Origin of the sequence: Bradyrhizobium xenonodulans (assembly GCF_027594865.1) — a bacterium.
Lineage (GTDB): Bacteria > Pseudomonadota > Alphaproteobacteria > Rhizobiales > Xanthobacteraceae > Bradyrhizobium > Bradyrhizobium xenonodulans.
Window position 1 is genome coordinate 939910 of sequence record NZ_CP089391.1, and the last position, 22630, is coordinate 962539.

Annotated in this window: 25 protein-coding genes and 1 tRNA gene; 13 read left to right on the forward strand and 13 right to left on the reverse strand. The window is 64.8% G+C overall.

Annotation, left to right across the window (positions count from 1 at the left end):
- Positions 1–137 precede the first annotated feature (137 nt).
- A complete protein-coding gene (locus I3J27_RS04420) occupies positions 138–371 on the reverse strand; it encodes a hypothetical protein (protein ID WP_270165688.1) in 234 nt (77 codons plus the stop codon).
- Positions 372–476: 105 nt separating this feature from the next.
- On the opposite strand from I3J27_RS04420, the gene I3J27_RS04425 reads away from it, so the two are divergent.
- Positions 477–971 carry a DUF6314 family protein gene (locus I3J27_RS04425; RefSeq protein WP_270165689.1) on the forward strand — a complete coding sequence of 165 codons (495 nt, stop codon included), beginning with the start codon at positions 477–479 and terminating at the stop codon, positions 969–971.
- 34 nt (positions 972–1005) lie between these two features.
- On the opposite strand, the gene I3J27_RS04430 is transcribed toward I3J27_RS04425, so the two are convergent.
- Both I3J27_RS04430 and I3J27_RS04435 read right to left on the reverse strand, forming a co-directional pair.
- The gene (locus tag I3J27_RS04430; RefSeq protein WP_270165691.1) at positions 1006–1308 is read right to left on the reverse strand and encodes a hypothetical protein; all 303 of its coding nucleotides are present in this window, start codon (positions 1306–1308) and stop codon (positions 1006–1008) included.
- Positions 1309–1485: 177 nt separating this feature from the next.
- Positions 1486–1570 (reverse strand) — tRNA-Leu (locus I3J27_RS04435).
- A 158-nt stretch (positions 1571–1728) separates the two neighbouring features.
- Here I3J27_RS04435 and I3J27_RS04440 point away from each other — a divergent pair.
- Positions 1729–2268: a disulfide bond formation protein B gene (locus tag I3J27_RS04440; protein WP_270165693.1), complete on the forward strand. Its 540-nt coding sequence runs from the start codon at positions 1729–1731 to the stop codon at positions 2266–2268.
- On the opposite strand, the gene I3J27_RS04445 is transcribed toward I3J27_RS04440, so the two are convergent.
- Both I3J27_RS04445 and I3J27_RS04450 read right to left on the reverse strand, forming a co-directional pair.
- On the reverse strand, positions 2269–3354 hold the full coding sequence (locus I3J27_RS04445; RefSeq protein WP_270165695.1) for an AbrB family transcriptional regulator: 1086 nt from the start codon (positions 3352–3354) through the stop codon (positions 2269–2271). It lies immediately after the preceding gene.
- 101 nt (positions 3355–3455) lie between these two features.
- A complete protein-coding gene (locus tag I3J27_RS04450) occupies positions 3456–3737 on the reverse strand; it encodes a PsiF family protein (protein WP_270165697.1) in 282 nt (93 codons plus the stop codon).
- A gap of 209 nt (positions 3738–3946) precedes the next feature.
- On the opposite strand from I3J27_RS04450, the gene I3J27_RS04455 reads away from it, so the two are divergent.
- A complete protein-coding gene (locus I3J27_RS04455; protein ID WP_028159201.1) occupies positions 3947–4438 on the forward strand; it encodes a hypothetical protein in 492 nt (163 codons plus the stop codon).
- A gap of 59 nt (positions 4439–4497) precedes the next feature.
- On the opposite strand, the gene I3J27_RS04460 is transcribed toward I3J27_RS04455, so the two are convergent.
- Entirely contained in the window at positions 4498–5046 is a 549-nt protein-coding gene (locus I3J27_RS04460) for a TetR/AcrR family transcriptional regulator (RefSeq protein ID WP_270165700.1), read from the reverse strand.
- A 101-nt stretch (positions 5047–5147) separates the two neighbouring features.
- Between I3J27_RS04460 and I3J27_RS04465 the strand changes: the two genes are divergently transcribed.
- From I3J27_RS04465 to I3J27_RS04475, 3 genes are all read left to right on the forward strand, one after another.
- Positions 5148–5576, forward strand: coding sequence for an acyl-CoA thioesterase (locus I3J27_RS04465; RefSeq protein WP_270165702.1), 429 nt, complete (start codon positions 5148–5150; stop codon positions 5574–5576).
- Between the two features lie 3 nt (positions 5577–5579).
- On the forward strand, positions 5580–6053 hold the full coding sequence (locus tag I3J27_RS04470) for a PaaI family thioesterase (RefSeq protein ID WP_270165704.1): 474 nt from the start codon (positions 5580–5582) through the stop codon (positions 6051–6053).
- Positions 6054–6154: 101 nt separating this feature from the next.
- Positions 6155–6811 carry a DsbA family protein gene (locus I3J27_RS04475; RefSeq protein ID WP_270165706.1) on the forward strand — a complete coding sequence of 219 codons (657 nt, stop codon included), beginning with the start codon at positions 6155–6157 and terminating at the stop codon, positions 6809–6811.
- Positions 6812–6895: 84 nt separating this feature from the next.
- On the opposite strand, the gene I3J27_RS04480 is transcribed toward I3J27_RS04475, so the two are convergent.
- From I3J27_RS04480 to I3J27_RS04490, 3 genes are all read right to left on the reverse strand, one after another.
- Entirely contained in the window at positions 6896–7102 is a 207-nt protein-coding gene (locus I3J27_RS04480; protein ID WP_270165708.1) for a hypothetical protein, read from the reverse strand.
- A gap of 81 nt (positions 7103–7183) precedes the next feature.
- On the reverse strand, positions 7184–8254 hold the full coding sequence (locus I3J27_RS04485; protein ID WP_270165710.1) for an alpha/beta hydrolase: 1071 nt from the start codon (positions 8252–8254) through the stop codon (positions 7184–7186).
- Between the two features lie 36 nt (positions 8255–8290).
- Positions 8291–9262 (reverse strand): S1C family serine protease, encoded by a 972-nt coding sequence (locus I3J27_RS04490; RefSeq protein WP_270165712.1) that lies wholly within the window; start codon positions 9260–9262, stop codon positions 8291–8293.
- 268 nt (positions 9263–9530) lie between these two features.
- On the opposite strand from I3J27_RS04490, the gene I3J27_RS04495 reads away from it, so the two are divergent.
- The 6 genes from I3J27_RS04495 to I3J27_RS04520 all read left to right on the forward strand — a co-directional run bounded on the left by I3J27_RS04495 (position 9531) and on the right by I3J27_RS04520 (position 16834).
- Positions 9531–10949 carry a M20 family metallopeptidase gene (locus tag I3J27_RS04495; protein WP_270165714.1) on the forward strand — a complete coding sequence of 473 codons (1419 nt, stop codon included), beginning with the start codon at positions 9531–9533 and terminating at the stop codon, positions 10947–10949.
- Positions 10950–11211: 262 nt separating this feature from the next.
- A complete protein-coding gene (locus I3J27_RS04500) occupies positions 11212–13002 on the forward strand; it encodes a peptide ABC transporter substrate-binding protein (RefSeq protein ID WP_270165716.1) in 1791 nt (596 codons plus the stop codon).
- 29 nt (positions 13003–13031) lie between these two features.
- Complete coding sequence (locus I3J27_RS04505) at positions 13032–13991, forward strand: ABC transporter permease (protein WP_270165718.1); 960 nt, start codon at positions 13032–13034, stop codon at positions 13989–13991.
- Complete coding sequence (locus tag I3J27_RS04510; RefSeq protein ID WP_270165720.1) at positions 13957–14874, forward strand: ABC transporter permease; 918 nt, start codon at positions 13957–13959, stop codon at positions 14872–14874. The genes I3J27_RS04505 and I3J27_RS04510 overlap by 35 nt, the downstream gene beginning before the upstream one ends.
- Positions 14874–15869: an ABC transporter ATP-binding protein gene (locus I3J27_RS04515; protein WP_270165722.1), complete on the forward strand. Its 996-nt coding sequence runs from the start codon at positions 14874–14876 to the stop codon at positions 15867–15869. Before I3J27_RS04510 ends, I3J27_RS04515 begins: the two co-directional genes overlap by 1 nt.
- Complete coding sequence (locus I3J27_RS04520; RefSeq protein ID WP_270165724.1) at positions 15866–16834, forward strand: ABC transporter ATP-binding protein; 969 nt, start codon at positions 15866–15868, stop codon at positions 16832–16834. Before I3J27_RS04515 ends, I3J27_RS04520 begins: the two co-directional genes overlap by 4 nt.
- Positions 16835–16882: 48 nt before the next feature.
- Here the strand turns inward: I3J27_RS04520 and I3J27_RS04525 are convergent, their stop codons facing one another.
- From I3J27_RS04525 to I3J27_RS04535, 3 genes are all read right to left on the reverse strand, one after another.
- Complete coding sequence (locus I3J27_RS04525; RefSeq protein WP_270165726.1) at positions 16883–18787, reverse strand: sensor domain-containing diguanylate cyclase; 1905 nt, start codon at positions 18785–18787, stop codon at positions 16883–16885.
- A 179-nt stretch (positions 18788–18966) separates the two neighbouring features.
- Positions 18967–19188, reverse strand: coding sequence for a dodecin (locus I3J27_RS04530; RefSeq protein WP_270165728.1), 222 nt, complete (start codon positions 19186–19188; stop codon positions 18967–18969).
- Positions 19189–19330: 142 nt separating this feature from the next.
- Positions 19331–20587, reverse strand: a complete 1257-nt coding sequence (locus I3J27_RS04535) for a glycosyltransferase family 87 protein (RefSeq protein ID WP_270165730.1) — start codon at positions 20585–20587, stop codon at positions 19331–19333.
- A 322-nt stretch (positions 20588–20909) separates the two neighbouring features.
- Here I3J27_RS04535 and I3J27_RS04540 point away from each other — a divergent pair, with 322 nt between their 5' ends.
- Entirely contained in the window at positions 20910–21911 is a 1002-nt protein-coding gene (locus I3J27_RS04540) for a glycoside hydrolase family 16 protein (protein ID WP_270165732.1), read from the forward strand.
- A 112-nt stretch (positions 21912–22023) separates the two neighbouring features.
- Here I3J27_RS04540 and I3J27_RS04545 read toward each other — a convergent pair whose 3' ends face one another.
- The gene (locus I3J27_RS04545; protein WP_270165734.1) at positions 22024–22626 is read right to left on the reverse strand and encodes a hypothetical protein; all 603 of its coding nucleotides are present in this window, start codon (positions 22624–22626) and stop codon (positions 22024–22026) included.
- Between the last annotated feature and the right edge of the window lie 4 nt (positions 22627–22630).

Sequence of the window (22630 nt, forward strand, 5' to 3'; positions counted from 1 at the left end):
CGTGTCCCCCGCGGCGCGAGGCCAAGCTTAGCCGCGGCGCGGACGCCGCGACACCCATAATCATGGGGGCATCGACCGTCCGGCAGACGCTATGACCTGCGGTGCGGGGCTAGCCTCTGGATCGTCCTGGACATGCTCTACAGAACGTCCACCCTTGGCGGCGGATAGCGCCGCGCCAGCGCGGACAGTGGCAGATGCCGCTCCTCCTCCGGCAACGCCAGATAGGCCAGCACCAGCGGCCGCTTCCAGTCACCGACGCCGAAATCCATCGCCATCCATTTCTGCGGCTCGGGACCTTCGAGGCCCCGGACCCAGACGAAATAGCGGGGGAGATCGTCGGCGTCAGTGTCCGTCGTGCGTCTCCTGACCATCAAAGCTGCTCGCTGCATCAACATCCGTTGCGGTAGGATATAGGTATCGGCTCGCTGAAGTCGAACTCCCAGTTGTCGGTCCTGGGAGGCTGGACCGGTTGGTCAATGCGCAGGCCTGAAGATATGAATGGAGCCACGATCGTTGGCTGGGGTGACGCCTCGCAAGTTGCGAAAAGGCTGATCGGCTCGTGGTCCTTCGACCGGGTCATCGAAGGCCAGGCTACGATGCAGGGTACTGCGACCTTCACGCCGCTGGACAGGGTGCGGTTGGCCTATCGCGAACAGGGATATTTGAAGCTTGCGAACGGCAACATTGTGCAGGCCGAGCGCGAATACGTCTTCAGCAGCAGCGGCTTCAGCAGCAGCGGCGGAGGATTCAACGTCTTCTTCAAGGAAGATCCACCGCGGCTGTTTCACGAGATCTCACTGTCTGCATCTCCCGGAGGAGAGCTGAGCGGACATGCGCGCCATCTTTGCAAGCGCGACGAATATCTGTCGACCTACCTGTTTCTGCCGGATGGAACGTTCGCCATCCGTCACGTGGTGCGGGGTCCACGCAAGGACTACACGATGAACACGACCTACACGCCCCTCGCGTGATCAAGCCGCGCGATGGCGATAGCCGTGCCGTCTTTCACTGCCAGAGCCGGCTCTCCGCTACGCGGTTGATATCTTGGAGCCGCCGGCCGGCGTCGGCGTTCAGATCGATACTGGCCACCAGCGCCAGCAGACGGTGATAGGCGCCGTCGGCGATTTCGACCGGCAGCGGGGCCTCGTCAAAGGCCTCGACATAGTTGCCGACGAGACCGCTCAGCAGGCGGCAAAGACCGCGCTGCGCGGGGTCGTCCCGGCCGAGCGTCTCGAGTTTTTGCTGGAATATCCGGAAGGTCCGCAGACCGTGGTGCTGCTGCGAAAGCCACGTATGCAGGTCGTTCATATGAGCTCCTTCGAGTTACGGAAGAAGCTACCGGCTTATACAGTGGGGACGGGCGGATGGCTAGGGAGGGGAGCGGAGCTTCGTTGAACCAGTCCGTCTTCGCCAAGAGGCTTCGCCGGACACGCTTCACCATTCGGTTCAGCGGGGCTGCGCCACGCGAAGCCCGAGGGCGAAGCGTGGTGCCCCTGGCCGGAATCGAACCAGCACTCCTTGCGGAACTCGATTTTGAGTCGAGCGCGTCTACCAGTTCCGCCACAGGGGCCCTCGGTCGGCCCCTCCAGGGAGGGCGTCGCGAAGTCGGCGGACTATAGCCATGGAAAGGACGGGGTCAACCCGCGCCAAAGTGATCCCGGCCGTTCTCGACAGCCGCATGGGCCGGGGTTACAGCCTTGAGAAAGTGACCCACCGGAAGAGGCTGCCGTGACCACCCAGAGTGCCGCAATACCTGCATTCAGGCCTGCTGCGAGTGGTCCCGCGCTGACCGCCTCGGCGCTCGTCACGCTGATCGCCGCAGCGACCATCGCCGGTGCCTGGTTCTTCCAGCTCGTGCTGGAAATCCTGCCCTGTCCGCTGTGCCTGGAGCAGCGCTACGCCTATTATCTCGCGATCCCGGTCGGTGCGCTCACGGCGCTCGCGGCGCGGAGCGGTGCGCCGCGGCCGCTGCTGCTCGCCGGTCTTGCGATCCTCGCGCTGGCGACGCTCGCCAATGCGGGCCTCGGCACCTACCATGCCGGCGTCGAATGGGGCTTTTGGAAGGGGCCGACCGATTGCTCCGGCCCCGTCGTCAATCTCGGCAGCGCCACCGATCTCTTGTCGCGGCTCGACACCGTGAAGGTGGTCCGCTGCGACGAGGTGCAGTGGCGCTTCCTCGGCTTGTCGCTCGCCGGCTACAACGTGCTGATTTCGCTGCTGATGGCGGTGATCGCGGCGTGGGGATTTGCGCGGACGGTGAAGCGCTAGTCAATCATCCACATCGTCCTGCGTACGGCCGAACAGGTGCACGATGCCGGGCGTCGCGATCGTCACGAACACGAAGCGCGAGAGGTGGTGGGCGCCGACGAAGATCGGGTCGATGTGCAGCGTCAGCGCCAGCGCCAGCATGGCGTCCATCGCGCCCGGTGCGAAGGCGACGACGACGTCGGAGAATTTCACCTGCGTGGTGAGCGCGACAATGCCGACGAAGACCGCGGAGACGGCGATGGCGACAGTGAACGAGCCCAGCGCCGCGCTGATGTGGCCGGCGAGCGTCTTGATCCGCATCCGCGCGAAGCGGCTGCCGATCAGCGCGCCGATGCCGATCAGCGCCACGCCGCGCCCCCAGTTCGGCAGGCCGCCTTCGATCCAGTCCGCGCCATGCAGCACGCTCGAGGCGATCATCGCCCCGAACATCCAGCTCGCCGGAAATTTGATGAGCCGCAGAACGAGTGCCGCAAACAGCGAAGCCGCGACCAGCGCCACGAGCTCGAGCGGCGAGGCGATCGCCGTCGCCAGCGATGGCGCCGTGGAAGGTGCGACGCCCGCGATGGCCAGTACCATCGGCAGCGCTGCGGTGAGGATGATGACGCGCATGGTCTGCACCACCGCGATGCCCGGCAGGTCGGCGCCGCGTTCGACCGCCAGGATCGTGATCTGCGACAGCGCGCCGGGGCTGCCGGCCAGGAAGGCCGAGGTGCGGTCCCAGCCATGGATGCGCTGGAGGTAATAGCTCGAGCCGAAGGTCGAGCAGAAGGTCGCGAGTGCAAGCAGGCCGATGGTGAGCGGATAGGCGCTGACCTGTTGCAGCAGATGGCGCGAGACGACCGAGCCCAGTGAAATGCCGAGCAGCACCAGCACGGTCTGGGTCAGGATCGGCGGCAGCGTCAGCTTGCGTCCGGCGATCGCGGCGATCCCGACCGCGATCATCGAGCCCGAGATCAGCCCGCCGGGAAGGCCCGCAAGCAGAAATGCCAGGCCGCCGGCGGTGCCGATGACGAGCGTCTCCACCGTGCTCAAGATCTCGGCACGGCTCGGCCATTCGAACGGCAGGGAGGCGGTGATTTGCTTCACGCCACCTTATCGCAAATCAGCGAGAGGCGCACAATTGCAGGCTCGTCATGCCGCAATGCGCGCGCCTCTCACGGATGCTCATGGGCCGTAATGGGACGGATTTACTTCTTGTCGGCGGCGGGGGCGGCGGGGGCGGCAGTGCCGGCCTTCGCTTCCTTCTTGCACTCGCGGCGGAATTTCTTGCGCTCCTTGCCCTTCAGTCCCTTGGCGTCCGCCTGCTTGGAGCACTCGAGCGACTCGGCCGATCGCTCCTTCGTTACCTTCTTGTCGGCGGTGGCGGCCGTGTCGGTCTTGGCAGCCGGCGCGGCCGTCTGCGCGAAGGCGGTGCCGGTGGCGAGCAGCGAGGCGAGGGCGACGACGGCGAGGCGGGACGTGAAGGTCATGGTGTTGCACTCTTCTTTGCGAGAATTGCGAAGGGATTGGAACGTCTGCTTGGGTTGCTGAACGCGACATGAATAATCCGAACGGCAGCCATAACTAAATTTTGGCGGCGGGAGCCGTCGCTTCCTTGTCGCAAATCGCCGACACGCTAGGATAGCAATCCTCGTTTCGCTTCCCCGGGGAAAGACCAAGGACAAGGAGGAGACCAAGGATGACCATCCAATCAAAGCTGCTGTGTGCCGTTGCGTTGACGGGCTTTGCCGCGCTGGTGGCGAGCGCGCCGGCCCAGGCGCTGACCTCGCAGGAGTGCAGCGCGAAATACCAGGCCGCCAAGAAGGACGGCTCGCTCGGCACCATGAAGTGGAATGACTTCCGCAAGGCCCAGTGCGGTGCGGATGCGACGCCTGCCGCGGCGCCGACAGCGGCGGCTCCGGCTGCGCCGGCCGCTCCCGCCGAGCCGAAGCAGGCCAAGAAGGAGGCGGCCCCCGCTGCCGCGCCGACTCTGCCGGCGGGACCTGCGATCTACCCGAACGCCGTCGATCCGAAATATGCCAAGGAGACTGCCGGCAAGGCGCGCCTTCACACCTGCGTCGACCAGTACAACGCCAACAAGACCACCAACGGCAATGGCGGCATGAAGTGGATCGAGAAGGGCGGCGGCTACTACAGCGAATGCAACAAGAAGCTGAAGGGCGCTGCCTGAGCTTCGCATTGACGCGATGGCCGGAGCAACGCTCCGGCCATTTTGCTTGGTCCTGTCGCTTAATCCAACAGCTTCTCGGCCGATTTCGCCACGAGCTGCGATCGCTTGCGCGGGCCGCGCTCGACGAACAGCAAGCTCTGGCCGAAGATGAAGCAGTAGAACAGAAAGGCCTGCGCCTCGGCCGCCTCGGCCTCGAGGCCGGTCGCGCGATAGAGTTCAGTGACGTGCTTGAGCCGTGCCGCGTCCACGTTCGCCACCGCCGTCGCGGCGTTCTCGTCCGACCGGGCCCATTGCCGGATCGCGAGCTCGATCGCCATGCCTTCCGGGTTGAGCCGCTCCGAATAGAGCTGGATCACCGCCTTCAGTCGCTCGCGGGGCGCCTGTCCGTCGAGGCTCGTCTGCTGCGCGATCGACGCCGCGCGTCCCTCGCGCCAGCGTTCCAGCATGGCCTGGAGCAGCGCGGCGCGGTCGGCGAAGCGGCGGTAGAAGCCGCCCTTGGTGACGCCGAGATTCTTGGCCAGCACCTCGACCCGTACGCCCTCGACCCCTGAGCGCGCCAGCTCGGTAAATCCTGCCTCGACCCAGACGTCGCCCTTGCCGTCGCTCATGAAGAAAGCCTCACCGGTTCTTGATACGGTGCCGTATTGCTAGCGCGGCGCGACCCTGATACGCTACCGTATCAAAAAGTAAAAAAGGGCAGGAAATGGCGATGGAGCAGGAGGCGACCTATCGCGGCACGGTCTATCCGTGGCAGTGCGATCACGTCGGCCACATGAACATCATGTGGTATGTCGGCAAATTCGACGAGGCCAACTGGAATCTGTTCGCCCGCCTCGGGCTGACGCCGAGCTATCTGCGCAGCTCCGGCCGCGGCATGGCCGCCGTGCAGCAGAACATCACCTACAAGCGCGAGCTGCTCGCCGGCGACATCGTCGAGATCCGCAGCCATCTGCTCGAAATCCGCGACAAGTCGATCCGCTTCCGGCACGACATGACCAATGCCGAGACCCGCGAGATCGCCGCGTTCTGCGAGATCACCGGTGTGCACATGGATCGCGGCTTGCGCAAATCGGTGCCGTTCACCGATGCGATCCGCGCGGTCGCCTCGAGGTATCTCACTCAGCCGGCCGAGGCCTGAGCCATGGCCGCGTTCGAGCCGAAAAATCCGGGTTATCGCGCTGCTGCCGTTGCCATGTTCGACGGCCAGCCGGCGATGCGCACGCTCGGCATCGTGATCGTCCGCCTGGCGCCGGGCGAGGTCGAATTGGCAATGCTGCATTCGGCTGCCTTCACGCAGCAGAACGGTTTTGTCCATGCCGGCATCATCACGGCGGGCCTCGACAATGCCTGCGGTGTTGCCGCCTTCACCCTGATGCCGCCCGAGGCCGATATCCTCACCGTCGAGTTCAAGACCACGCTGCTGGCGCCCGCCCGCGGAGCGCGCTTCGTCTTCAAGGCAGAAGTGGTCAAGCCCGGTCGCACGCTCACATTCTGCGAAGCCAGGGCCTTTGCCGAACACGAGGGCAAGACCACGCTGATCGCCACCATGACCGGGACGCTGATGGCGATGCTGCCTCGCGTTGCGGCTTCGCATGCGCCGGCCGCGGCCCGTTGATAGCCCGGCGATGACATCGCGCCCGCAACGCTCTATATGACGCGTAACACTTCCCGGTCCCGATCCGTATCTGCGGCGATGGGACCGAAACGGGACGAGATATGGCTGAATTCAGGAATAAGGCCCTTTTGGCGACGCGGCGCGCCGCGCTGACGCTGATCGGGGCGGGCGCCCTCGCAGCGGGTGGGATCACCCTGGCACGCGCTGCCGACGATGACGAGGTCTTGACCGAAGCCAAGGTGCTGCGCGACCCCGATGTTCCCGTCGCCGGCAATCCCGACGGCAACATCAGCATCATCGAATGGTCCGACTACAATTGTCCTTATTGCCGCAAGCTCGAGCCGGAGCTGCGCCAGGTCGTCCAGGACGATGGCAAGGTCAGGCTGGTGATGAAGGACTGGCCGATCCTCGGACCGGTCTCGGTCACAGCGGCGCGGGTCGCGCTCGCGGCGAAATTCCAGGACAAGTACCATCAGGCCCATGACGCCATGATGGGCGTCAGCTCGCGCCTGACCGAGCCGCGCATCAATGAGCTGCTCGCGGCTGCCGGCGTCGACATGGACCGCCTGAAGCGTGATCTCACCGACCGCGCCAAGGATATCGACGCTGTGCTCAAGCGCAACAACGAGCAGGCCGAAGCCTTCGGGTTCAACGGTACCCCGTCATTCATCGTCGGCAAGTACCGCGTGCCGGGCGTGCTCAGCATGACCGAGTTCGAGCAGGTCATCGCCGATGCCCGCAAGGCCAAGATGAACTGACACGAGCGATCATCCATCATTGCGCACAACACAAAGGCGCCGCCGCGAAGTTCGCGACGGCGCCTTGTTCATGATGCGGCATCGTTACTTCGACGAGATCCGGACCCAGTCCTTGTGCGCGCGGTCGCGCAACGCGTCCCAATCGGCCTTGGCGACATCCCAGTTGACGATGGTGCGATTGGTCGTCGCGACCTCGCCATTGGCGACTGACGACGTCTGCATGGAGTCATAGACGTAAACGCCGCACGCAAGCAGCAGCGCACCCAAAATCATTCCGAAAAAAGTCTGCATGGCGAACCTCCGGTGACGGGCGATAACGTCGGCCCGGAGTGATGGTTCCGCGCCAGTACGGCGCAGGTAAGGACGAGCCGTTCATTCGCCATTCAGCCACTGCACCAGCTCCGCGTTGATCTCGCGCGGATATGTATGGCTGAGGTCGTCGATCTCGCGATAGGCGACGTCGGCGCCGGCGGCGGAGAGCGCCGCCTGGGTCTGTCGTGCGGTCTGTACCGGAAACATCCAGTCGAGCTTGCCGTGGGTAATGAAGATCGGCAGGCCCTGCAGGCGCGCCGCGTCCGCCATCTCCGCCATCAGCGGATGGAAGGTCGCTGAGACCGGCGCAAGATGCGTGAAGGGCGAGGCGCCGTCGAGGCCGGTGACATAGCAGAAGGTGCCGCCGTCACTCATGCCGGTCAGAAGCAGGCGCGAGGCATCGACGGTCCAGCGGCTGCGCACGGTCTCGAGGATGCGCATGAGGTTGGGCGTGTCGGTATCGTCGCCCATCAGCGCCCAGGTCGGGCCGGTCGCGGTCGGTGCGACCAGGATCGCGCCGAGGCTGCGGGCATCGCGGAGCCAGCTCCACAGGAAGCCGCGGCCGTTGCCACTGCCCCCATGCAGCGCCATCACCAGCGGCATGGCGTGATCCGGCGTGTAATATTCGGGGACATAGGCCGAGAAGCCGCCGCGGCTGCCGGGCTCGTTATGGTCGTGGAAGATGCCGGTGTCTTCGCTCGCGCCGGCTTCCAGCCGCGACAGCAGATCGTCATTTCCGCGATTGGCGGCGTTGAGAAAGGAATTGCTCACCGGCGGAAACTGGGCCGACAGCGGATACAGCGCCTCCTGTGCGCGAGGCACATGGCGCAGCGCGCGGAAGACTGCGACGAGATCGCCGCTGCCGCGCTCGACCTCGCGGATGCCGGCAAAGGCGGCGAGCGTCTCGTTGCAGGCACGATCCAGGCGCTCGCGCAGTCCGGCGAACTGCTCCGGCCATTCTCCGATCGCGGCATGTGCCGTTTGCAGCACCTCGTCGGGCGTGCCGATCGCATTCATCACCGAGGCAAAGGCCGGCGGATGCAGATGCCGCTGGAAGAAGCCAAGCGCTTCCAGCGCGTTGAGCAGCGGCGGCAGCACGGCCACGATGTCGTCGATCACGGCCTCGCTCATTGCAGCTTCCCTTGGCGGCATCCTCGAGCGTTGGGATCAGTGCAGCTTCGGCGCCTTCAACAGCCTGAAGCGGTCGGTCGAGGTCACCGTGACATCGAAGGTGACGCCCTCATGATGCACGGTGAGCGGGACGTCGACGCCGGCGGCGCCGAGCCCCCACATCTTCTTGTAGAACGCCGTCTGGCTCGTGACCTTGTCGCCGTCCACGGCGAGGATGACGTCGCCGGTCTTGAGCTCGGCGCGAGCGGCCGGGCCGTTGGCGGAGATCCCGATCACCACCACGCGGTTGTCGATCTCGGTCGAGTAGAGCCCGAGCCAGGGCCGCGCCGGCTTGTTGACGCGGCCGAATTTGCGCAGGTCGTCCAGGATCGGTTTCAGCAGGTCGATCGGCACGATCATGTTGACGTGCTCGGCCTTGCCGTCACGTTCGCGCTCGAGCTGGAGCGAGCCGATGCCGATCAGTTCGCCGCGCTCGTTGAGCAGCGCCGTGCCGCCCCAGTTCGGATGCGCGGGAGAGGTGAAGACGGCCTCGTCCAGCAGATATTCCCAATAGCCGGCGAATTCCTGCTTGGCGACGATCTGGCTTGCGACCGAGCGCGTGCGTCCGCCGGCGCCGCCGACCACGACGCGGTCGCCGAGCCGGGACTGCGCCGAAATGCCGAGCGGCAAGGGCTCGACGTCGAGCTGGCCGAGCGCCTGGACGAGGCCAAAGCCGGTGACGGAATCGAAGCCGAGTGCGTGGCCTTCGACGACGCGCCCGTCGGCGAGGTGCAGCCACACCGATTCCGCCTCGGTGATGAGATAGCCGATGGTGAGCACCAGCCCGTCGTCGATCACGACGCCGTTGCCGGCGCGCTCGGTGCCCAGCGTCTCGGCGCTGAAGGCATCCGGCGGAATGATGGCGTGCAGGCCGACGACGGACGCGAGCGCGCGGTCGAGATTGAAACCGTAATCGCTCGCGCGCGGCTGATTGGCCGGCGGCACTCTCCATTCGGTCAGGGTGGACATGGAGTTCTCCTGGCTGAGTGCATCGCTCCGCCGTTTCTAGCGGAGCGACGCACGCATAATTTAGGCCGGAGGAGCCTCGTTCCGCAACTATTCCGGAGAACGGCGTGTGAATTCTTCGAAAGGCAGGAACGGTACGTGCACAGATGACAGGCGGCTGCTCATTCCGGCCTCAGCCGCATGGCTGGTGTCTCGCGAGGTGCTAGGCGGGGTGCAACGAAGCTGCTAACCATTGCCGCTTCGTTTGACCAAGAGATCACGGACCGAAGCAATGGATAATCGCAGCGACATCTGGCGTGGCGTCGACACGATCAAGGCGCGTTTCATCGACCTCAGCGACAAGGTCTGGGGCATGCCGGAGGTGTGCTATACCGAGGCGCGGTCCGCCGCCGAGCATCTCGCCGAGCTGCGTCACCAGGGTTTCCGTATCACCGAGAACGTCGCCGGCATTCCGACCGCGCTGATGGGCGAGTGGGGCGAGGGCGGTCCGGTCATCGCGTTCATGGGTGAATACGACGCGCTGCCCGGCCTCAGCCAGGAGGCGGGCGTCGCCGAGCATCGTCCGGTCGAGACCGGCGGTCACGGCCATGGCTGCGGTCACAATCTGCTCGGTTCCGCAGCGCTGCTCGCTGCGACCGCGGTGAAGGACTGGCTGGCCGAGAACAAGGTGCCCGGTCGCGTGCGCTATTATGGCTGTCCCGCGGAAGAAGGCGGCGCGGCAAAGGCCTTCATGGTGCGCTCCGGTGCGTTCGAAGACGCCGACATCGCCATCACCTGGCACCCACACAGCTTCTGGGAAGTGGCGGTGACGCCATCGCTCGCCAACACGCGCGCCGACTTCATCTTCACCGGCCGGACCTCGCATGCCGCGGCTTCGCCTCATCTCGGCCGCTCCGCGCTCGATGCGGTGGAACTGATGAATGTCGGCGTGAACTACATGCGCGAGCATATGCCGAGCGATGCGCGCGTGCATTACGCGTTGCTCGACACCGGCGGCATCGCTCCCAACGTGGTGCAGGCGCATGCGCGCGTACGCTACTCGATCCGCGCCCGCGATCTGCCCGGCATGAACGAGTTGGTCGGGCGCGTGAGCAAGATCGCAGAAGGTGCGGCGTTGATGACCGAGACCAAGGTCGAGATGAAGATCATCTCCGCGGTCTCCAACATCCTGCCGAATACGCCGCTGGAACAGGCGTTGCACCGGGTGATGGAAGAGCTGGGCCCGCCGCATTTCGACGATGCGGACAAGGGTTTTGCCAGCCAGATCCGCGCGACGCTGAGCGACAAGGACATCGCGTCGGTCTACTACGCGATCGGCATGGAGCCGACCGATCGGCCGCTGGCCGACTTCCTGGTGCCGCTCGATGCCAAGCGCAATCCGCTGGTCGGCTCGACCGACGTCGGCGACGTGAGCTGGGTGGTGCCGACCGTGCAGGTTCACGCACCAACGGTTGCAATCGGCACGCCCTTCCACACCTGGCAGGTGGTGGCGCAGGGCAAGAGTGGACACGCCCACAAGGCGATGGTGCAGGCGGCGAAGGCGATGGCCGGTATCGGCATCAAGGCGCTGACGGATCCGGAACTGATCACGGCTGCGAAAGCGGACCTGAAGAAGCGGACGACCAAGACACCCTATGTATGCCCGCTGCCGGACGACGTTGCGCCGCCACTGGATATGTCCGTCGCGTAGAATTCGGCCTCGATACTTCGTCTGATCCGGCGAACAAATTTTCCGCAGTGCAGCGCGGATTCCCGCGTGTTTTGGCGCAGGATTGCCGAACGGATGGGCTGCGGAACGCGGTTTTGCCCAACGGACAGACAGAAGACCGTTTGCATACACACGGTCCCAGTTGACGAGGGGCCCATTCGGTGTGCCATCTACCGCCAGCAAAATCAGGCGGCCGTCTCTTGCGGCCGCCTGTATCCATACGGGAACCAGACGGGGGACAACCATGCTGGATAAAGAACTGCGTTCGATGATCGGCAAAGTGAAGGACGGGCGGATGGATCGCCGCGCCTTCATCAAGCGCATGGCCGCGGTCGGCCTGACGGCGCCCCTCGCCAACCAGATCCTCGCGCTCGGCGGCGTCGCCATGGCAGAAGGTGCCCAGACCTACAAGCCGACCAAGCGCGGCGGCGGCGGTGCGCTGAAGCTGCTGTGGTGGCAAGGCCCGACCCTGCTCAACCCGCATTTCGCCACCGGCACCAAGGACCAGGACGGCTCGCGCCTGTTCTACGAGCCGCTCGCCTGCTGGGACCCCGACGGCAATATGAAGCTGGTTCTGGCGGCCGAAATCCCCTCGATCCAGAACGGCGGCCTGGCCGCCGATGGCAAGTCGGTGACCTGGAAACTGAAGCCAGGCGTGAAATGGCATGACGGCAAGCCGTTCACCGCCGACGACGTCGTGTTCAATTGGGAATACGCGAAGGATCCGGCGACCTCCGCGCTGACGATCGCGACGCATCGCGACATCACCGTCGAGAAGGTGGATGATCTCACGGTTCGCATCCTCTTCAACAAGCCGACGCCGTTCTGGGCCGACGCCTTCGTCGGGGCTCCCAACACCATCATCCCGAAACATCTGTTCGCGGACTACAAGGGGTCCAAATCGCGGGAGGCGCCGACCAATCTTTCGCCCGTTGGCACCGGTCCCTACAAGTTCGTGGAGTTCAAGCCGGGCGATCTCGTGCGCGGTCAGCTCAATCCCGACTACCACATGCCGAACCGGCCCTACTTCGACACGGTCGAGATGAAGGGCGGCGGCGATGCCGTCTCGGCCGCGCGTGCCGTGATCCAGACCGGCGAGTATGATTTCGGCTGGAACATCCAGGTCGAGGACGACGTCCTCTTGCGCCTGGAGAAGGGCGGCAAGGGCAAGACCATCTACGCCGTGGGCGGTGACACCGAGTTCATCGCGCTCAATTTCACCGATCCCAACACCGAGGTCGACGGCGAACGTTCCTCGATGAAGACCAAGCATCCGCTGTTCTCCGATCCTGCGGTGCGCAAGGCGCTGTCGATGCTGGTCGATCGCGAATCGGTGAAGAAGGCGATCTACGGCCGTGCCGGCCGCACCACCGCCAACTTCCTCAACGGTCCGGAAAAATTCGTCTCGAAGAACACCTCCTGGGAGTTCAGCGTCGAAAAGGCTTCGAAAGTTCTGGACGACGCCGGCTGGAAGCCGGGCGCGGACGGTATCCGCGAGAAGGACGGCAAGAAGCTGAAGCTCGTCTACCAGACCTCGATCAACGGCCCGCGTCAGAAGACGCAAGCGATCATCAAGCAAGCTTGCCAAAAGGCCGGCATCGATGTCGAGCTGAAGTCGGTGGTGGCGTCCGTGTTCTTCTCCTCCGACGTCGCGAACCCCGATACCTATGCGCATTTCTACGCCGATCTCGAGATGTTCCAGATCCCTCTGAGCCAGCCGGATCCGTCGCAGCATATGCGCCGCTATATGTCCACCAACGTCGCCACGAAGGAGAACAAGTGGCAGGGCACGAACTTCCCGCGCTGGGTCAACAAGGACTACGACGCGGCCATCCTGGCTGCCGAAAGCGAAATGGATCCGGTCAAGCGCGCGACGTACTACATCAAGGCCAACGATCTCATGTTCCAGGACATCGTATTCATTCCGGTGCAGCACCGGTTGAAGGTGGAAGCGGCGGCCAACAATTTGCGCCCGATCATCAGCGGCTGGGCCAACGAAACCGACAACCTGCACGACTGGTACCGCGAGGAATGATCCCCCAGCTCTAGACGGGATCTCTCCCAATGAGTCAGTACGTCCTGCGTCGCCTGATGATCGCGATTCCGAGCCTGCTCGGAATCTCGGTCGTGCTGTTCGTCGTGCTCGCGCTCGCGCCGGGTGATCCCTTCGCGGAGCTGGCGACCAACCCGAACGTGCCGCCCGAAGTGCAGGCCGCACTTCGGGCCAAGTTCGGGCTCGACGATCCGATCCACCTCCGCTACCTGCACTGGCTCAACGCCATGCTGCACGGCGACTGGGGGTTCTCCTTCGTCAGCCGGATGGATGTCGACACGCTCATCCTTCAGCGTCTGCCGGCCACGCTCTACGTGATCGGCTCGGCGCAGATCCTGGCACTGCTGATCGCGATTCCCGTCGGCGTCTACGCGGCGACGAAGCCCTATTCGCTGTTCGACCAGGTCGCCAACACGCTCGCCTTCGTCGGGTTCTCGCTGCCGACCTTCTTCACCGGCATCCTGTTCATCCTGATCTTCTCGGTCACGCTGGACTGGCTGCCGTTCGTCTATACCACCGACATCAAGGGTACCGGCATCCACTGGGTGCTCGAGATGATCCGTCAGGCGATCATGCCGGTGGCGGTGCTCGGCCTGTTCCAGGCTGCGTCGATGACGCGCTTCGTGCGCTCGGCGATGCTGGACGTGATCCGGCTCGACTATGTCACGACGGCGCGTGCCAAGGGCCTCGGCCAGGCCAAGGTGATCGTCAAGCACGTGATGCGCAATGCCATGATCCCGGTCGTCACGCTCATCGCGCTGCAGATGCCGGCCGTGTTCGGCGGCGCCATCGTCACCGAGCAGATTTTCCGCATCCCCGGCATCGGCTCGCTGCTGATTTCCTCCATTCTTTCCAATGACACCCCGGTCGTGATGGCCGTGACCTTCGTGTTCGCCTGTCTGGTGGTGCTCTTCAATCTCATCGCGGATGTCCTGTATGGCTGGCTTGACCCTCGCATCTCCCTCCGTTGAGCGGCGGGGCTATTCGCCCTGGCGCGAGACGTGGCGGCGTTATAGCCGGCACAAGCTCGCCGTCGTCAGCGCCTTCCTGCTGCTCATTCTCATTCTCGCCGTGGTGTTCGGGCCCTTCATCTGGCGCGTCAAGATCGACGACATCGATATCGTGGCGGGCATGCAGGGGCCCTCGCTCGCCCATCCGTTCGGGACCGACGATCTCGGCCAGGATATTCTCGCGCGCATGATCTATGGCGGGCGTATCTCGCTTGCGGTCGGCTTAGCCGCGATGCTGGTCTCGGTCTTCATCGGTGTGCTGATCGGCGCGCTCGCCGGCATGTCGCGCGGCGCGCTTGGCCACGGCCTGATGTGGCTCACCGATCTCTTCCTGTCGTTGCCGCAATTGCCGCTGCTGTTGCTGCTGATCTATCTGTTCCGCGACGGGTTGAAGCAGATGTTCGGTCCGGAAGGCGGCATCTTCATCCTGATCGTGCTCGTGATCGGCGGCTTGCGCTGGATGCCCGTGGCACGCCTCGTGCGCGCGCAGTTCCTGTCGATCCGCGAGAAGGAATTCGTCGAGGCTGCCCGCGCGCTCGGCGCCAGTCCGGTGCGGCAGGTGGTGCGGCACATCCTGCCCAATGCGCTGGGCCCGGTGATCATCGCCGGCACCATCGACGTCGCCGCCGCCATCATCGCGGAATCGACGCTGTCCTTCCTTGGCCTCGGTTTCCCGCCGGATACGCCGACCTGGGGCCGGCTGCTGTATGACGCCAAGGATTTCCTCGACATCGGCCCGCACTGGGCGCTGTTCCCGGGCGGCGCGATCTTCATCGCTGTCGTGGCCATCAACTTCATCGGCGACGGCCTGCGTGACGCGCTCGATGCGCGACGGGTGATCTGATGGCGCCGCTGCTCGAAATCAAAGGGCTGAAAACCCATTTCTCGACCGACGACGGCATTTTGCAGGCCGTCGACGGCGTCGACATCTCCATCAACCGGGGCGAGACGCTCTGCGTCGTCGGCGAATCCGGCTGCGGCAAGACCGTCACGGCGATGTCGATCCTGAAGCTGATCGCGATGCCGCCGGGCCGCATCGCCGCGGGCGAGATCATCTTCGAGGGCCGCGATCTCGTGCCGCTGACGAGCAGTCAGCTCGACGAGATCAGGGCCAAGGAGATCGGATTCATCTTCCAGGAGCCGATGACCTCGCTCAATCCGGTGCTCACCATCGGCGAGCAGATCGCCGAGAGCCTGCGCCGGCATGAAGCGGTGACCAGGAAGCAGGCGCTCGAGCGCACCATCGAGATGCTGAAGCTGGTGCAGATTCCCAACGCCGAAGGCCGCGTACACAATTATCCACACCAGTTCTCCGGCGGCATGCGTCAGCGCGTGATGATCGCGATGGCGCTGGCCTGCAGGCCGAAGCTGATCATCGCCGATGAGCCGACCACCGCGCTCGACGTCACCATCCAGGCGCAGATCCTCGACCTTTTGCAGGACATGAAGGAGCGCTTTGGCATGGCGGTGATGCTGATCACTCATGCCATGGGCGTCGTCGCCGAGACCGCCCAGCGCGTCGTCGTGATGTATGCCGGCAAGGTGGTGGAGGAAGCCCCCGTCAACGACCTGTTCGGAAGTCCGGGCCACCCCTATACGCAAGGTCTGATCCGCTCGATCCCGCGCATCGATCTCGACAGCGAGCACAAAACGCGGCTGGAGGCGATCGGCGGCTCGGTGCCGATCCTGATCAATCCGCCGGTCGGCTGTCGCTTTGCCCCGCGCTGCAAGTTCGCCATGAACGTCTGCACCGAGAAGGAGCCGCTGCTGCGCGAGATCGCGCCCGGCCACCGCATGGCCTGTCACCTCGGGGACACCCAGTTGGGAGGCACGGCATGACCGAGCCCTTGCTCCGCGTCAGCGGCTTGAAGAAATATTTCCCCGTGCTCGGCGGCCTGCTGTCGCGCCAGGTCGGCAGCGTCTACGCCGTCGACGGGGTCTCGTTCTCGGTCAACCGCGGCGAAACCCTCGGTCTCGTCGGCGAGTCCGGTTGCGGCAAGTCCACGACGGGGCGCTGCGTGCTGCGCCTGATCGAGCCGACCGACGGCGAGGTCGTGTTCGACGGCCAGGACGTGCGCCAGCTCGGCGGCAACGATTTGCGCGCGATGCGGCGGAACATGCAGCTGGTGTTCCAGGATCCGTTCGCCTCGCTCAACCCGCGCATGACGGTCGGCGCCATCCTCGGCGAGGCCTTCACCATCCATAATCTCGCGACCTCCGCCAGGGAGCGGGAGGATCGTGTCGCGGGCCTGCTCGTCAAGGTCGGGCTGAAGGCCGAGCACATGCGCCGCTATCCGCATGAATTCTCCGGCGGCCAGCGCCAGCGCATCGTGATCGCGCGCGCGCTGGCGGTCGAGCCGAAGCTGATCGTCTGCGACGAGCCGGTCTCCGCGCTCGACGTCTCGATCCAGGCCCAGGTGATCAACCTGCTGGAGGATCTCCAGGCCGAGCTGAACCTCACCTATCTCTTCGTCGCGCACGACCTCTCGGTGGTCGAGCACATCTCCGACCGCGTCGCGGTGATGTATCTCGGCCGCATCGTCGAGCTCGCGAAGGCGAGCGATCTGTACCGCAATCCGCAGCACCCCTACACCCGCGCGCTGTTGTCGGCGGTGCCGGTTCCCGATCCCAAGCTCAAGCGCGAACGCATCCGCCTCAAGGGTGACGTGCCGAGCCCGATGAAGCCGCCGTCCGGCTGTCACTTCCACACCCGCTGTCCGATCGCCCAGCCGCGCTGTGCGGAGAGCGCGCCGGAGCTGAAGGAAGGGGCGGGCGGACATTTCGTGGCGTGCCATCTCGCCTGACCGGCGAGGCGGCGTTCGTTCGCTAGCCCTGGTGAGCGGTCAATCCCGTCACGCTCTCTTCGCGGGCCACGAGACGACCTGTCCCGACACCACGAGCCGGTCGCGGCCACTGTCCTTGGCGGCGTAGAGTGCGCGGTCGGCCGCCGCCACCAGCGTGCTGCAGTCTGTCGTGGTCTGGGACGGAAGGCTGGTCGCGGCGCCCACGCTTGCAGTGACCAGTCGCGAGGGTGGATTCTGCGCATGCAGCATGGCGAGCTCGTGCAGCGCCCGGCGAATCCCTTCGCCGACCTCGGCGCAGCCGTCCGGACCGGTGTTCGGCAACAGCACGGCAAACTCCTCGCCGCCGTAGCGCGCGGCGAGGTCGGCCGGGCGCTTGGCGTGGGCCGACAGGATCCGGCCCAGTGCCCGCAGGCAGCCGTCGCCTGCCAGATGCCCGTAATGGTCGTTGAATTTCTTGAAATGATCGACGTCGATCAGCAGGAGCGAGAGCTGCGTGCCGTCACGCCGGGCGCGCGCCCACTCTTCCTGAAGACGCTCGTCGAACGCCCGCCGGTTGGCGAGCCCGGTCAGGCCGTCGGTCGTTGCCAGCGAGGCGAGCTTGTCCTGGAGATCCTTCTGCGCGGTCATGTCGCGCACGACCGCGACGACGCCATCGATCTCGCCGCTGTCGGAGGCCCGGGTCACGTGCAAGGCCGCCTCGGCCCAGATCTCGCTCTTGTCGCGATGGCGCTGGCGATAGACGAACCTTGCTTCCTCGGCTTCGCCGTTCTTCAGCGCGGCAATGGCCTGCTCGACCCGTTCCATGTCCTCCGGATGGATGCCGGCCACCGCCGACGTGCCGAGCAGTTCCTCGGGAGACCAGCCGATGATGCGCACGCATGACGGAGAAACGTAGAGCAGCCGGTTATCCAGCCCGATCCGGGAGACCATGTCGCTGGATTGCTCGGCGAGCAGGCGGAAATGGGCTTCCTTGGCCACCAGGGCCTGCGCCATGCGCTGCCGCTGCCAGAGCTGGCGGACCAGGAAGAAGCCGATCAGCGCGATCAGCAGGACGAGGCCGAGCACGAAGACCGTGCGGATTGTCGCCGCGCCCCGCCACGGCGCCAGCACGTCGTCCTGCGACTTGCTCGCCAGCACGATCAGGGGATAGCGGCTGCTGCGCTGGTAGTAGCTCAGCCGCTGCACGCCATCGAGCGGCGACTTGAAATAGTAGACCGCCGCCGCCGGCCGCTTCTCCCACTCCTTGAACAGCGGTGCATTGGACAGGTCACGGCCGACGAAGGCGCTGGCCTCGTCGTGGCTGCGCGCCAGCATGATGCCGCTATTGTTGAGCAGCGACGCCGAGCTGTTCGGACCGATGTCGAACCGCTCGTAGAACTTGACGAAATAGCTGACGTCGATCGTGAGCAGGGCAACGCCGGCGAAGCCGCCGTCGGAATCGTTGATCCGGCGGGACGCTGTGATGATCCATTGGCCCCCGGATTTGCTCTTGATGGGCGGTCCGATCAGTGTGCCGGTGTCTTGCGAGTCGCGATGACGCTGGAAATATTCGCGGTCGCTGTTGTTGAGCTTGGAGAAATCGAGGCGTTCGGTCGTGGCAAGCCACCGGCCGGTCGCGTCGTAGACGAAGATGCCGCGGATGCGATCCGATGATTTGCGTGTCGGCAGATAGGCCTGGAGCTTCGCAATCGTGTCCGGCCCCGTCCCGTCGATTTCGAGCCGATGGACCAGCCCGACCAGGATCGTATCGACGAGCTCGAACGTGTCGTCCGCATGCTGGACCAGCGAATGCGCCACATTGGCCACGTCGATCTCGGCATTCCTGAGATCCGCATTGCGCGCTTCCCATTCGCGCCAGGCGCTCAAGCCGAGGATCGCCACGCAAATCAGCACGACGAATCCCGCCGCCCAGAGCGGAAGACGCGTCCTGCCGAGTTCGCGGCTCGTGACCATCAGGCTTGCTCCAATTCGGCGCAAACCTCTCACTTTCGCCTTAACGGCCTATTGCAACTTCCGCGATGATTTTGCGCGTCCGTATTCAGCCGGTGAGAGTTGCCGACATCTCGACCAAATCTCGTCGGCAGTTGTTAACCACGCCGCCGTCGTGACGGTGTCATCCGGCCGCCGTTGCGTCATTCATCCAGCGTGAATCCGACGCGCAGCGTCACCTGATAGTGGCGCACCGCGCCGTTCTCGATGTGGCCGCGCGTCTGCACCACCTCGAACCATTTCATCTCGCGAATGGTCTTGGCGGCGCGGCCGATCGCATTCTTGATCGCATCCTCGATCGAGGTTTCGGACGATCCGACCAGCTCCAGGATCTTGTAGACGTGGTCATGCTCGGCTGCAGGCATTGTGAGCCTCCCTTGGTTGCGCCGCGGTAGATCCGGCGCGTGATTGCGTGACGCGCGTCCGCAGGGCTCCCAACTGAACAACCGCCGACCTCTTCCGGTTCCGTCAGCCGGACGCCTGGCGCGCGCGCGGCAGATCTGAAGGCTATTCGGCAATGTGCGCAGCCTGTGGCAGGACAGGCGCAGGCCGCGTCCCGCGCCGCAGCAGTCGGAGCAGCAGGACCAGCAGCGCCATCAGGGCGAAGCCGCCCAGCGCCGGCGCGAAATGTTGATCGGGATCGGCCTTCTGCCCGACCTGCATCGCGAGCCGACCTGATTGCAACAGCCCATAGGCTCCGGCGAACAGGATTAGCCCGTATATGACGCCGCGCTCGCGTGGGCTCGCCATCCTGGTGAGGTCGGGCAGCATCAGGGCGAGCCCGATTCCGAGCATCGGCAGGTCGTAATCATAGGCATAGGGGCTGATCATCGCGGAGACCACCACGGCGGTACCGAGCACGAATGCCGGTGAGGCGCCCCGCGCCGCGCCGAGAAGGACGGCGGACAAGGCGAGCCCGGCAATTGCCGTCTGTCCCCAGAAGGCGGCGCTTGCGGGAAAACCGGCCTTGTACAGCGCCGCGTAAGTCGAGATCATGCGAAAGAGCGGATAGGAGCCCTGCTCGAGATAGCCCGCCGATTCCTTGATCGCGCCGAGCCAGGCGAACCAGATCTGCCATCCGAACAGCAGCGTGCAGAGCAGCGAGCTCACCAGTACGACGATCGCTGCCGTTCCGAGCGCAATCCAGCGCCGCGTCACCAGCAAATAGACACCGGCGGCGATCGCAAGGTGTGGCTTGATCACCATGGCGCCGAGTGCGAGGCCGGAGAGCAACTGCCGCCGCTCGACGTTGAGGCAAACGAGTCCGATCAGCGCCCCCGTCAGAAAGCCGTTCTGCCCGCAGCCGATGGTGATCGCCAGCGCCGGAAACAGGATCACCAGCACTTGCGCGAAATCTTTGCCGGCAATCGCGCGGAGCGTCACGAGATAGAGCGCCAGTGTCGCGGCGGTGAACAGGAGATAGCCGACGCCGACCGGAAGGAATGCGAACGGCGCGAGCAGGAGGTCGTATTGCGGCGGATAGGTCCAGGGCATGAAGCCGGTGGCGCCGCCGGCGGCCTCCATCTGCATCTTCAGCAGCGCATCGAAATGATAAACTTGGTCGAGATCGCCGCGCCAGACGTGCTGTGCGACGATGTGGAAAGCATCGAAATCGGCGAGTTCGCGATCAGTCCAGCCGCCGAAGCGCGCGAACCAGAAGGCCTTGGACACGACGATCACCGTGAACGCAGCCAGCACGAAGCGGACATAGGTCGTCCGCTTCGTGGGCGAGGACTGAACCGCTTCCAGCGTCTCGGCAAACATCAGCGACGACCTCGGACCCGATCGATCGGCAGCCGGACGTGCGGGTCCGGGGATCCCGGCCAAACTGCCATCGGAGGCTTAAGGGACAGTAACGACCACGGCAGGATTTTGGCGCGGCGCCTCTCTGGCGGGCGGGGGCGCCGGGAACCGGCCCGATTGGTCGCCACCCCTGCGCCGGGATGACGCGATCTCCGGCCAATCTGCATGCGACGTCGCAACGGCCTTTTCGAAATCGCCCGCTGACCTTGGATAGCCGTGCTTGTCCGTTCGAAGAGAGGCAAGCTAGCCTGTCCACATCTCCTGGCATGTTCGATGTGTGGTGATGATCGACCGTTGGACGAAGGGCGCTCTGGTTGCAATCGGCCTGTCTGTCACGTCTGCGCCTGCTGTTGCGCAGGACGATCTCGACGGCGCGCCCGGCACGATGTCGCTGCAAGTGACGACAGATCCCTCCATGATCGCGTGCCGCAAGCTGGAGACGATCAATCCGGCTTCGCTCGAGTTCCTGCCGCTGCGCCGGACGTTCAACGAGGATTTTGACGAGCATCCGCTCGCGACAGGTCGCTGGGTGCCGCATTACGCGGGCGGCGCCGCTTGGCCGGAGGCGCGCTATTGGGGAGGCGACGGCTCCGATTTCAAGCGCAAGACCGGCGCCAATGGCGAGCAGCAGATCTATGTCGATCCGCGTTACGCGGGACGCGCGGCGACGCCGCTCGGGCTCGATCCTTTCGAGGTGAAGGACGGTGTTCTCTCGATTGTCGCCAGCCGCACGCCGCCGGAGCTGAAGCCCGTGCTGTTCAACAACGAGTACATCTCGGGGATCCTGACGACCCAGGGCACGTTTGCCCAGAAGCACGGCTATTTCGAGATCCGCGCCAAGGTGCCGGTCGGCCACGCGGTGTGGCCGGCGTTCTGGATGCTGGCGGACGACGGCGGCTGGCCGCCCGAGGTCGACGTGCTGGAAGGCCGCGGCGAGCGGCCGGGCGATCTCGTGATGACGACGCATTGGCGAATTCCGTCGACCCAGAAGATCCAGTCCTGCGGCTTCGATTTCGCGGTCGGCGATGCCGCGCGCGCATTCCACAATTACGGTGTGCTGTGGGAGGAGGATCGGCTGGTCTACTTCATCGACCGCAAGCCGGTCTCCGACATCAAGGTGCCGATCGGCTTCGCCGATCCCATGTACATGATCGTCAATCTCGCGATCGGATCGAAATTCTTTCTCGGCGTCAGTCCGGTCGACGCGGAGACGCCGCCGCGTGTGGCGTTCGAGATCGACCGGATTTCCGCTTATCAGATCGATATGGAGCAGGCGCGCAGATAGCGATGTCCGGCGATGTCTTGCGGCGTGACTTTGCAAGACCAGCCGCCTTCGCCGCTGCCCAAACCGAGCGGCGTTCTGCGTGGTGATGCGCGACGCGATCGGAGGCTGCCGCTTAGGGGCGTTTGCGCGGCGGATACTCGCGCTCGAGCCGTGCAATCTCCTCTGGAGGTGCAGCAAGCAGCATCAACTTGAGTGGCGACAGTGGGCCACCGCGGCAAGGACCGAATTGGCCGTCGACCCGCCCTCGATACAGCGTCTTGCCCTCGCTGGTGACTTTGTCGGGGCTAGGTGAAACACCAATCGTGAGCAGCGCGCCGGGCGCCCATTCCAGCGGGCGGCGAGCACAACCACCGTCGCACCATCTATCGAAAGCGACCATCGCCGTCCGATCAATCTTGCTTCTCGGAAGAGTACCCTTCAGTACCCTGACGTCCTTGAATCCAAGCAGCTCGAACCAGCCGGGCGTGTTCGGTCCGGAAAGATGGCGGACGCTAACGAGACGGCCGCTGAAGACAATCGGGCTCAGCGTGTCGAGAGCAACACGTGCCTCGAGATCGAGGGCTCTCTTGGTCGGATCAGCGTTTGGGTCGATCGATTCGAAAAAAGCTGCAATCGGGAGTCCGCAGTCCAGTCCATGAACCGGGATTGGCCATCCGATTCCAAAGGCGGCCAGAAAGATGGCCGGTCGAATGCCCCGAGGAATGCCGAACCGCATCGCC

Coding starts and splice junctions, on each gene's coding strand:
- I3J27_RS04485 (WP_270165710.1), bottom strand. CDS start 8,254: ATGAGCGAGGCCGTGATCGACGACATCGTGGCCGTGCTGCCGCCGCTG.
- I3J27_RS04490 (WP_270165712.1), bottom strand. CDS start 9,262: ATGTCCACCCTGACCGAATGGAGAGTGCCGCCGGCCAATCAGCCGCGC.
- I3J27_RS04545 (WP_270165734.1), bottom strand. CDS start 22,626: ATGCGGTTCGGCATTCCTCGGGGCATTCGACCGGCCATCTTTCTGGCC.
- I3J27_RS04535 (WP_270165730.1), bottom strand. CDS start 20,587: ATGTTTGCCGAGACGCTGGAAGCGGTTCAGTCCTCGCCCACGAAGCGG.
- I3J27_RS04430 (WP_270165691.1), bottom strand. CDS start 1,308: ATGAACGACCTGCATACGTGGCTTTCGCAGCAGCACCACGGTCTGCGG.
- I3J27_RS04465 (WP_270165702.1), top strand. CDS start 5,148: ATGGAGCAGGAGGCGACCTATCGCGGCACGGTCTATCCGTGGCAGTGC.
- I3J27_RS04475 (WP_270165706.1), top strand. CDS start 6,155: ATGGCTGAATTCAGGAATAAGGCCCTTTTGGCGACGCGGCGCGCCGCG.
- I3J27_RS04500 (WP_270165716.1), top strand. CDS start 11,212: ATGCTGGATAAAGAACTGCGTTCGATGATCGGCAAAGTGAAGGACGGG.
- I3J27_RS04480 (WP_270165708.1), bottom strand. CDS start 7,102: ATGCAGACTTTTTTCGGAATGATTTTGGGTGCGCTGCTGCTTGCGTGC.
- I3J27_RS04425 (WP_270165689.1), top strand. CDS start 477: ATGCGCAGGCCTGAAGATATGAATGGAGCCACGATCGTTGGCTGGGGT.
- I3J27_RS04520 (WP_270165724.1), top strand. CDS start 15,866: ATGACCGAGCCCTTGCTCCGCGTCAGCGGCTTGAAGAAATATTTCCCC.
- I3J27_RS04420 (WP_270165688.1), bottom strand. CDS start 371: ATGGTCAGGAGACGCACGACGGACACTGACGCCGACGATCTCCCCCGC.
- I3J27_RS04460 (WP_270165700.1), bottom strand. CDS start 5,046: ATGAGCGACGGCAAGGGCGACGTCTGGGTCGAGGCAGGATTTACCGAG.
- I3J27_RS04540 (WP_270165732.1), top strand. CDS start 20,910: ATGATCGACCGTTGGACGAAGGGCGCTCTGGTTGCAATCGGCCTGTCT.
- I3J27_RS04455 (WP_028159201.1), top strand. CDS start 3,947: ATGACCATCCAATCAAAGCTGCTGTGTGCCGTTGCGTTGACGGGCTTT.
- I3J27_RS04525 (WP_270165726.1), bottom strand. CDS start 18,787: ATGGTCACGAGCCGCGAACTCGGCAGGACGCGTCTTCCGCTCTGGGCG.
- I3J27_RS04530 (WP_270165728.1), bottom strand. CDS start 19,188: ATGCCTGCAGCCGAGCATGACCACGTCTACAAGATCCTGGAGCTGGTC.
- I3J27_RS04470 (WP_270165704.1), top strand. CDS start 5,580: ATGGCCGCGTTCGAGCCGAAAAATCCGGGTTATCGCGCTGCTGCCGTT.
- I3J27_RS04450 (WP_270165697.1), bottom strand. CDS start 3,737: ATGACCTTCACGTCCCGCCTCGCCGTCGTCGCCCTCGCCTCGCTGCTC.
- I3J27_RS04515 (WP_270165722.1), top strand. CDS start 14,874: ATGGCGCCGCTGCTCGAAATCAAAGGGCTGAAAACCCATTTCTCGACC.
- I3J27_RS04510 (WP_270165720.1), top strand. CDS start 13,957: ATGGCTGGCTTGACCCTCGCATCTCCCTCCGTTGAGCGGCGGGGCTAT.
- I3J27_RS04505 (WP_270165718.1), top strand. CDS start 13,032: ATGAGTCAGTACGTCCTGCGTCGCCTGATGATCGCGATTCCGAGCCTG.
- I3J27_RS04495 (WP_270165714.1), top strand. CDS start 9,531: ATGGATAATCGCAGCGACATCTGGCGTGGCGTCGACACGATCAAGGCG.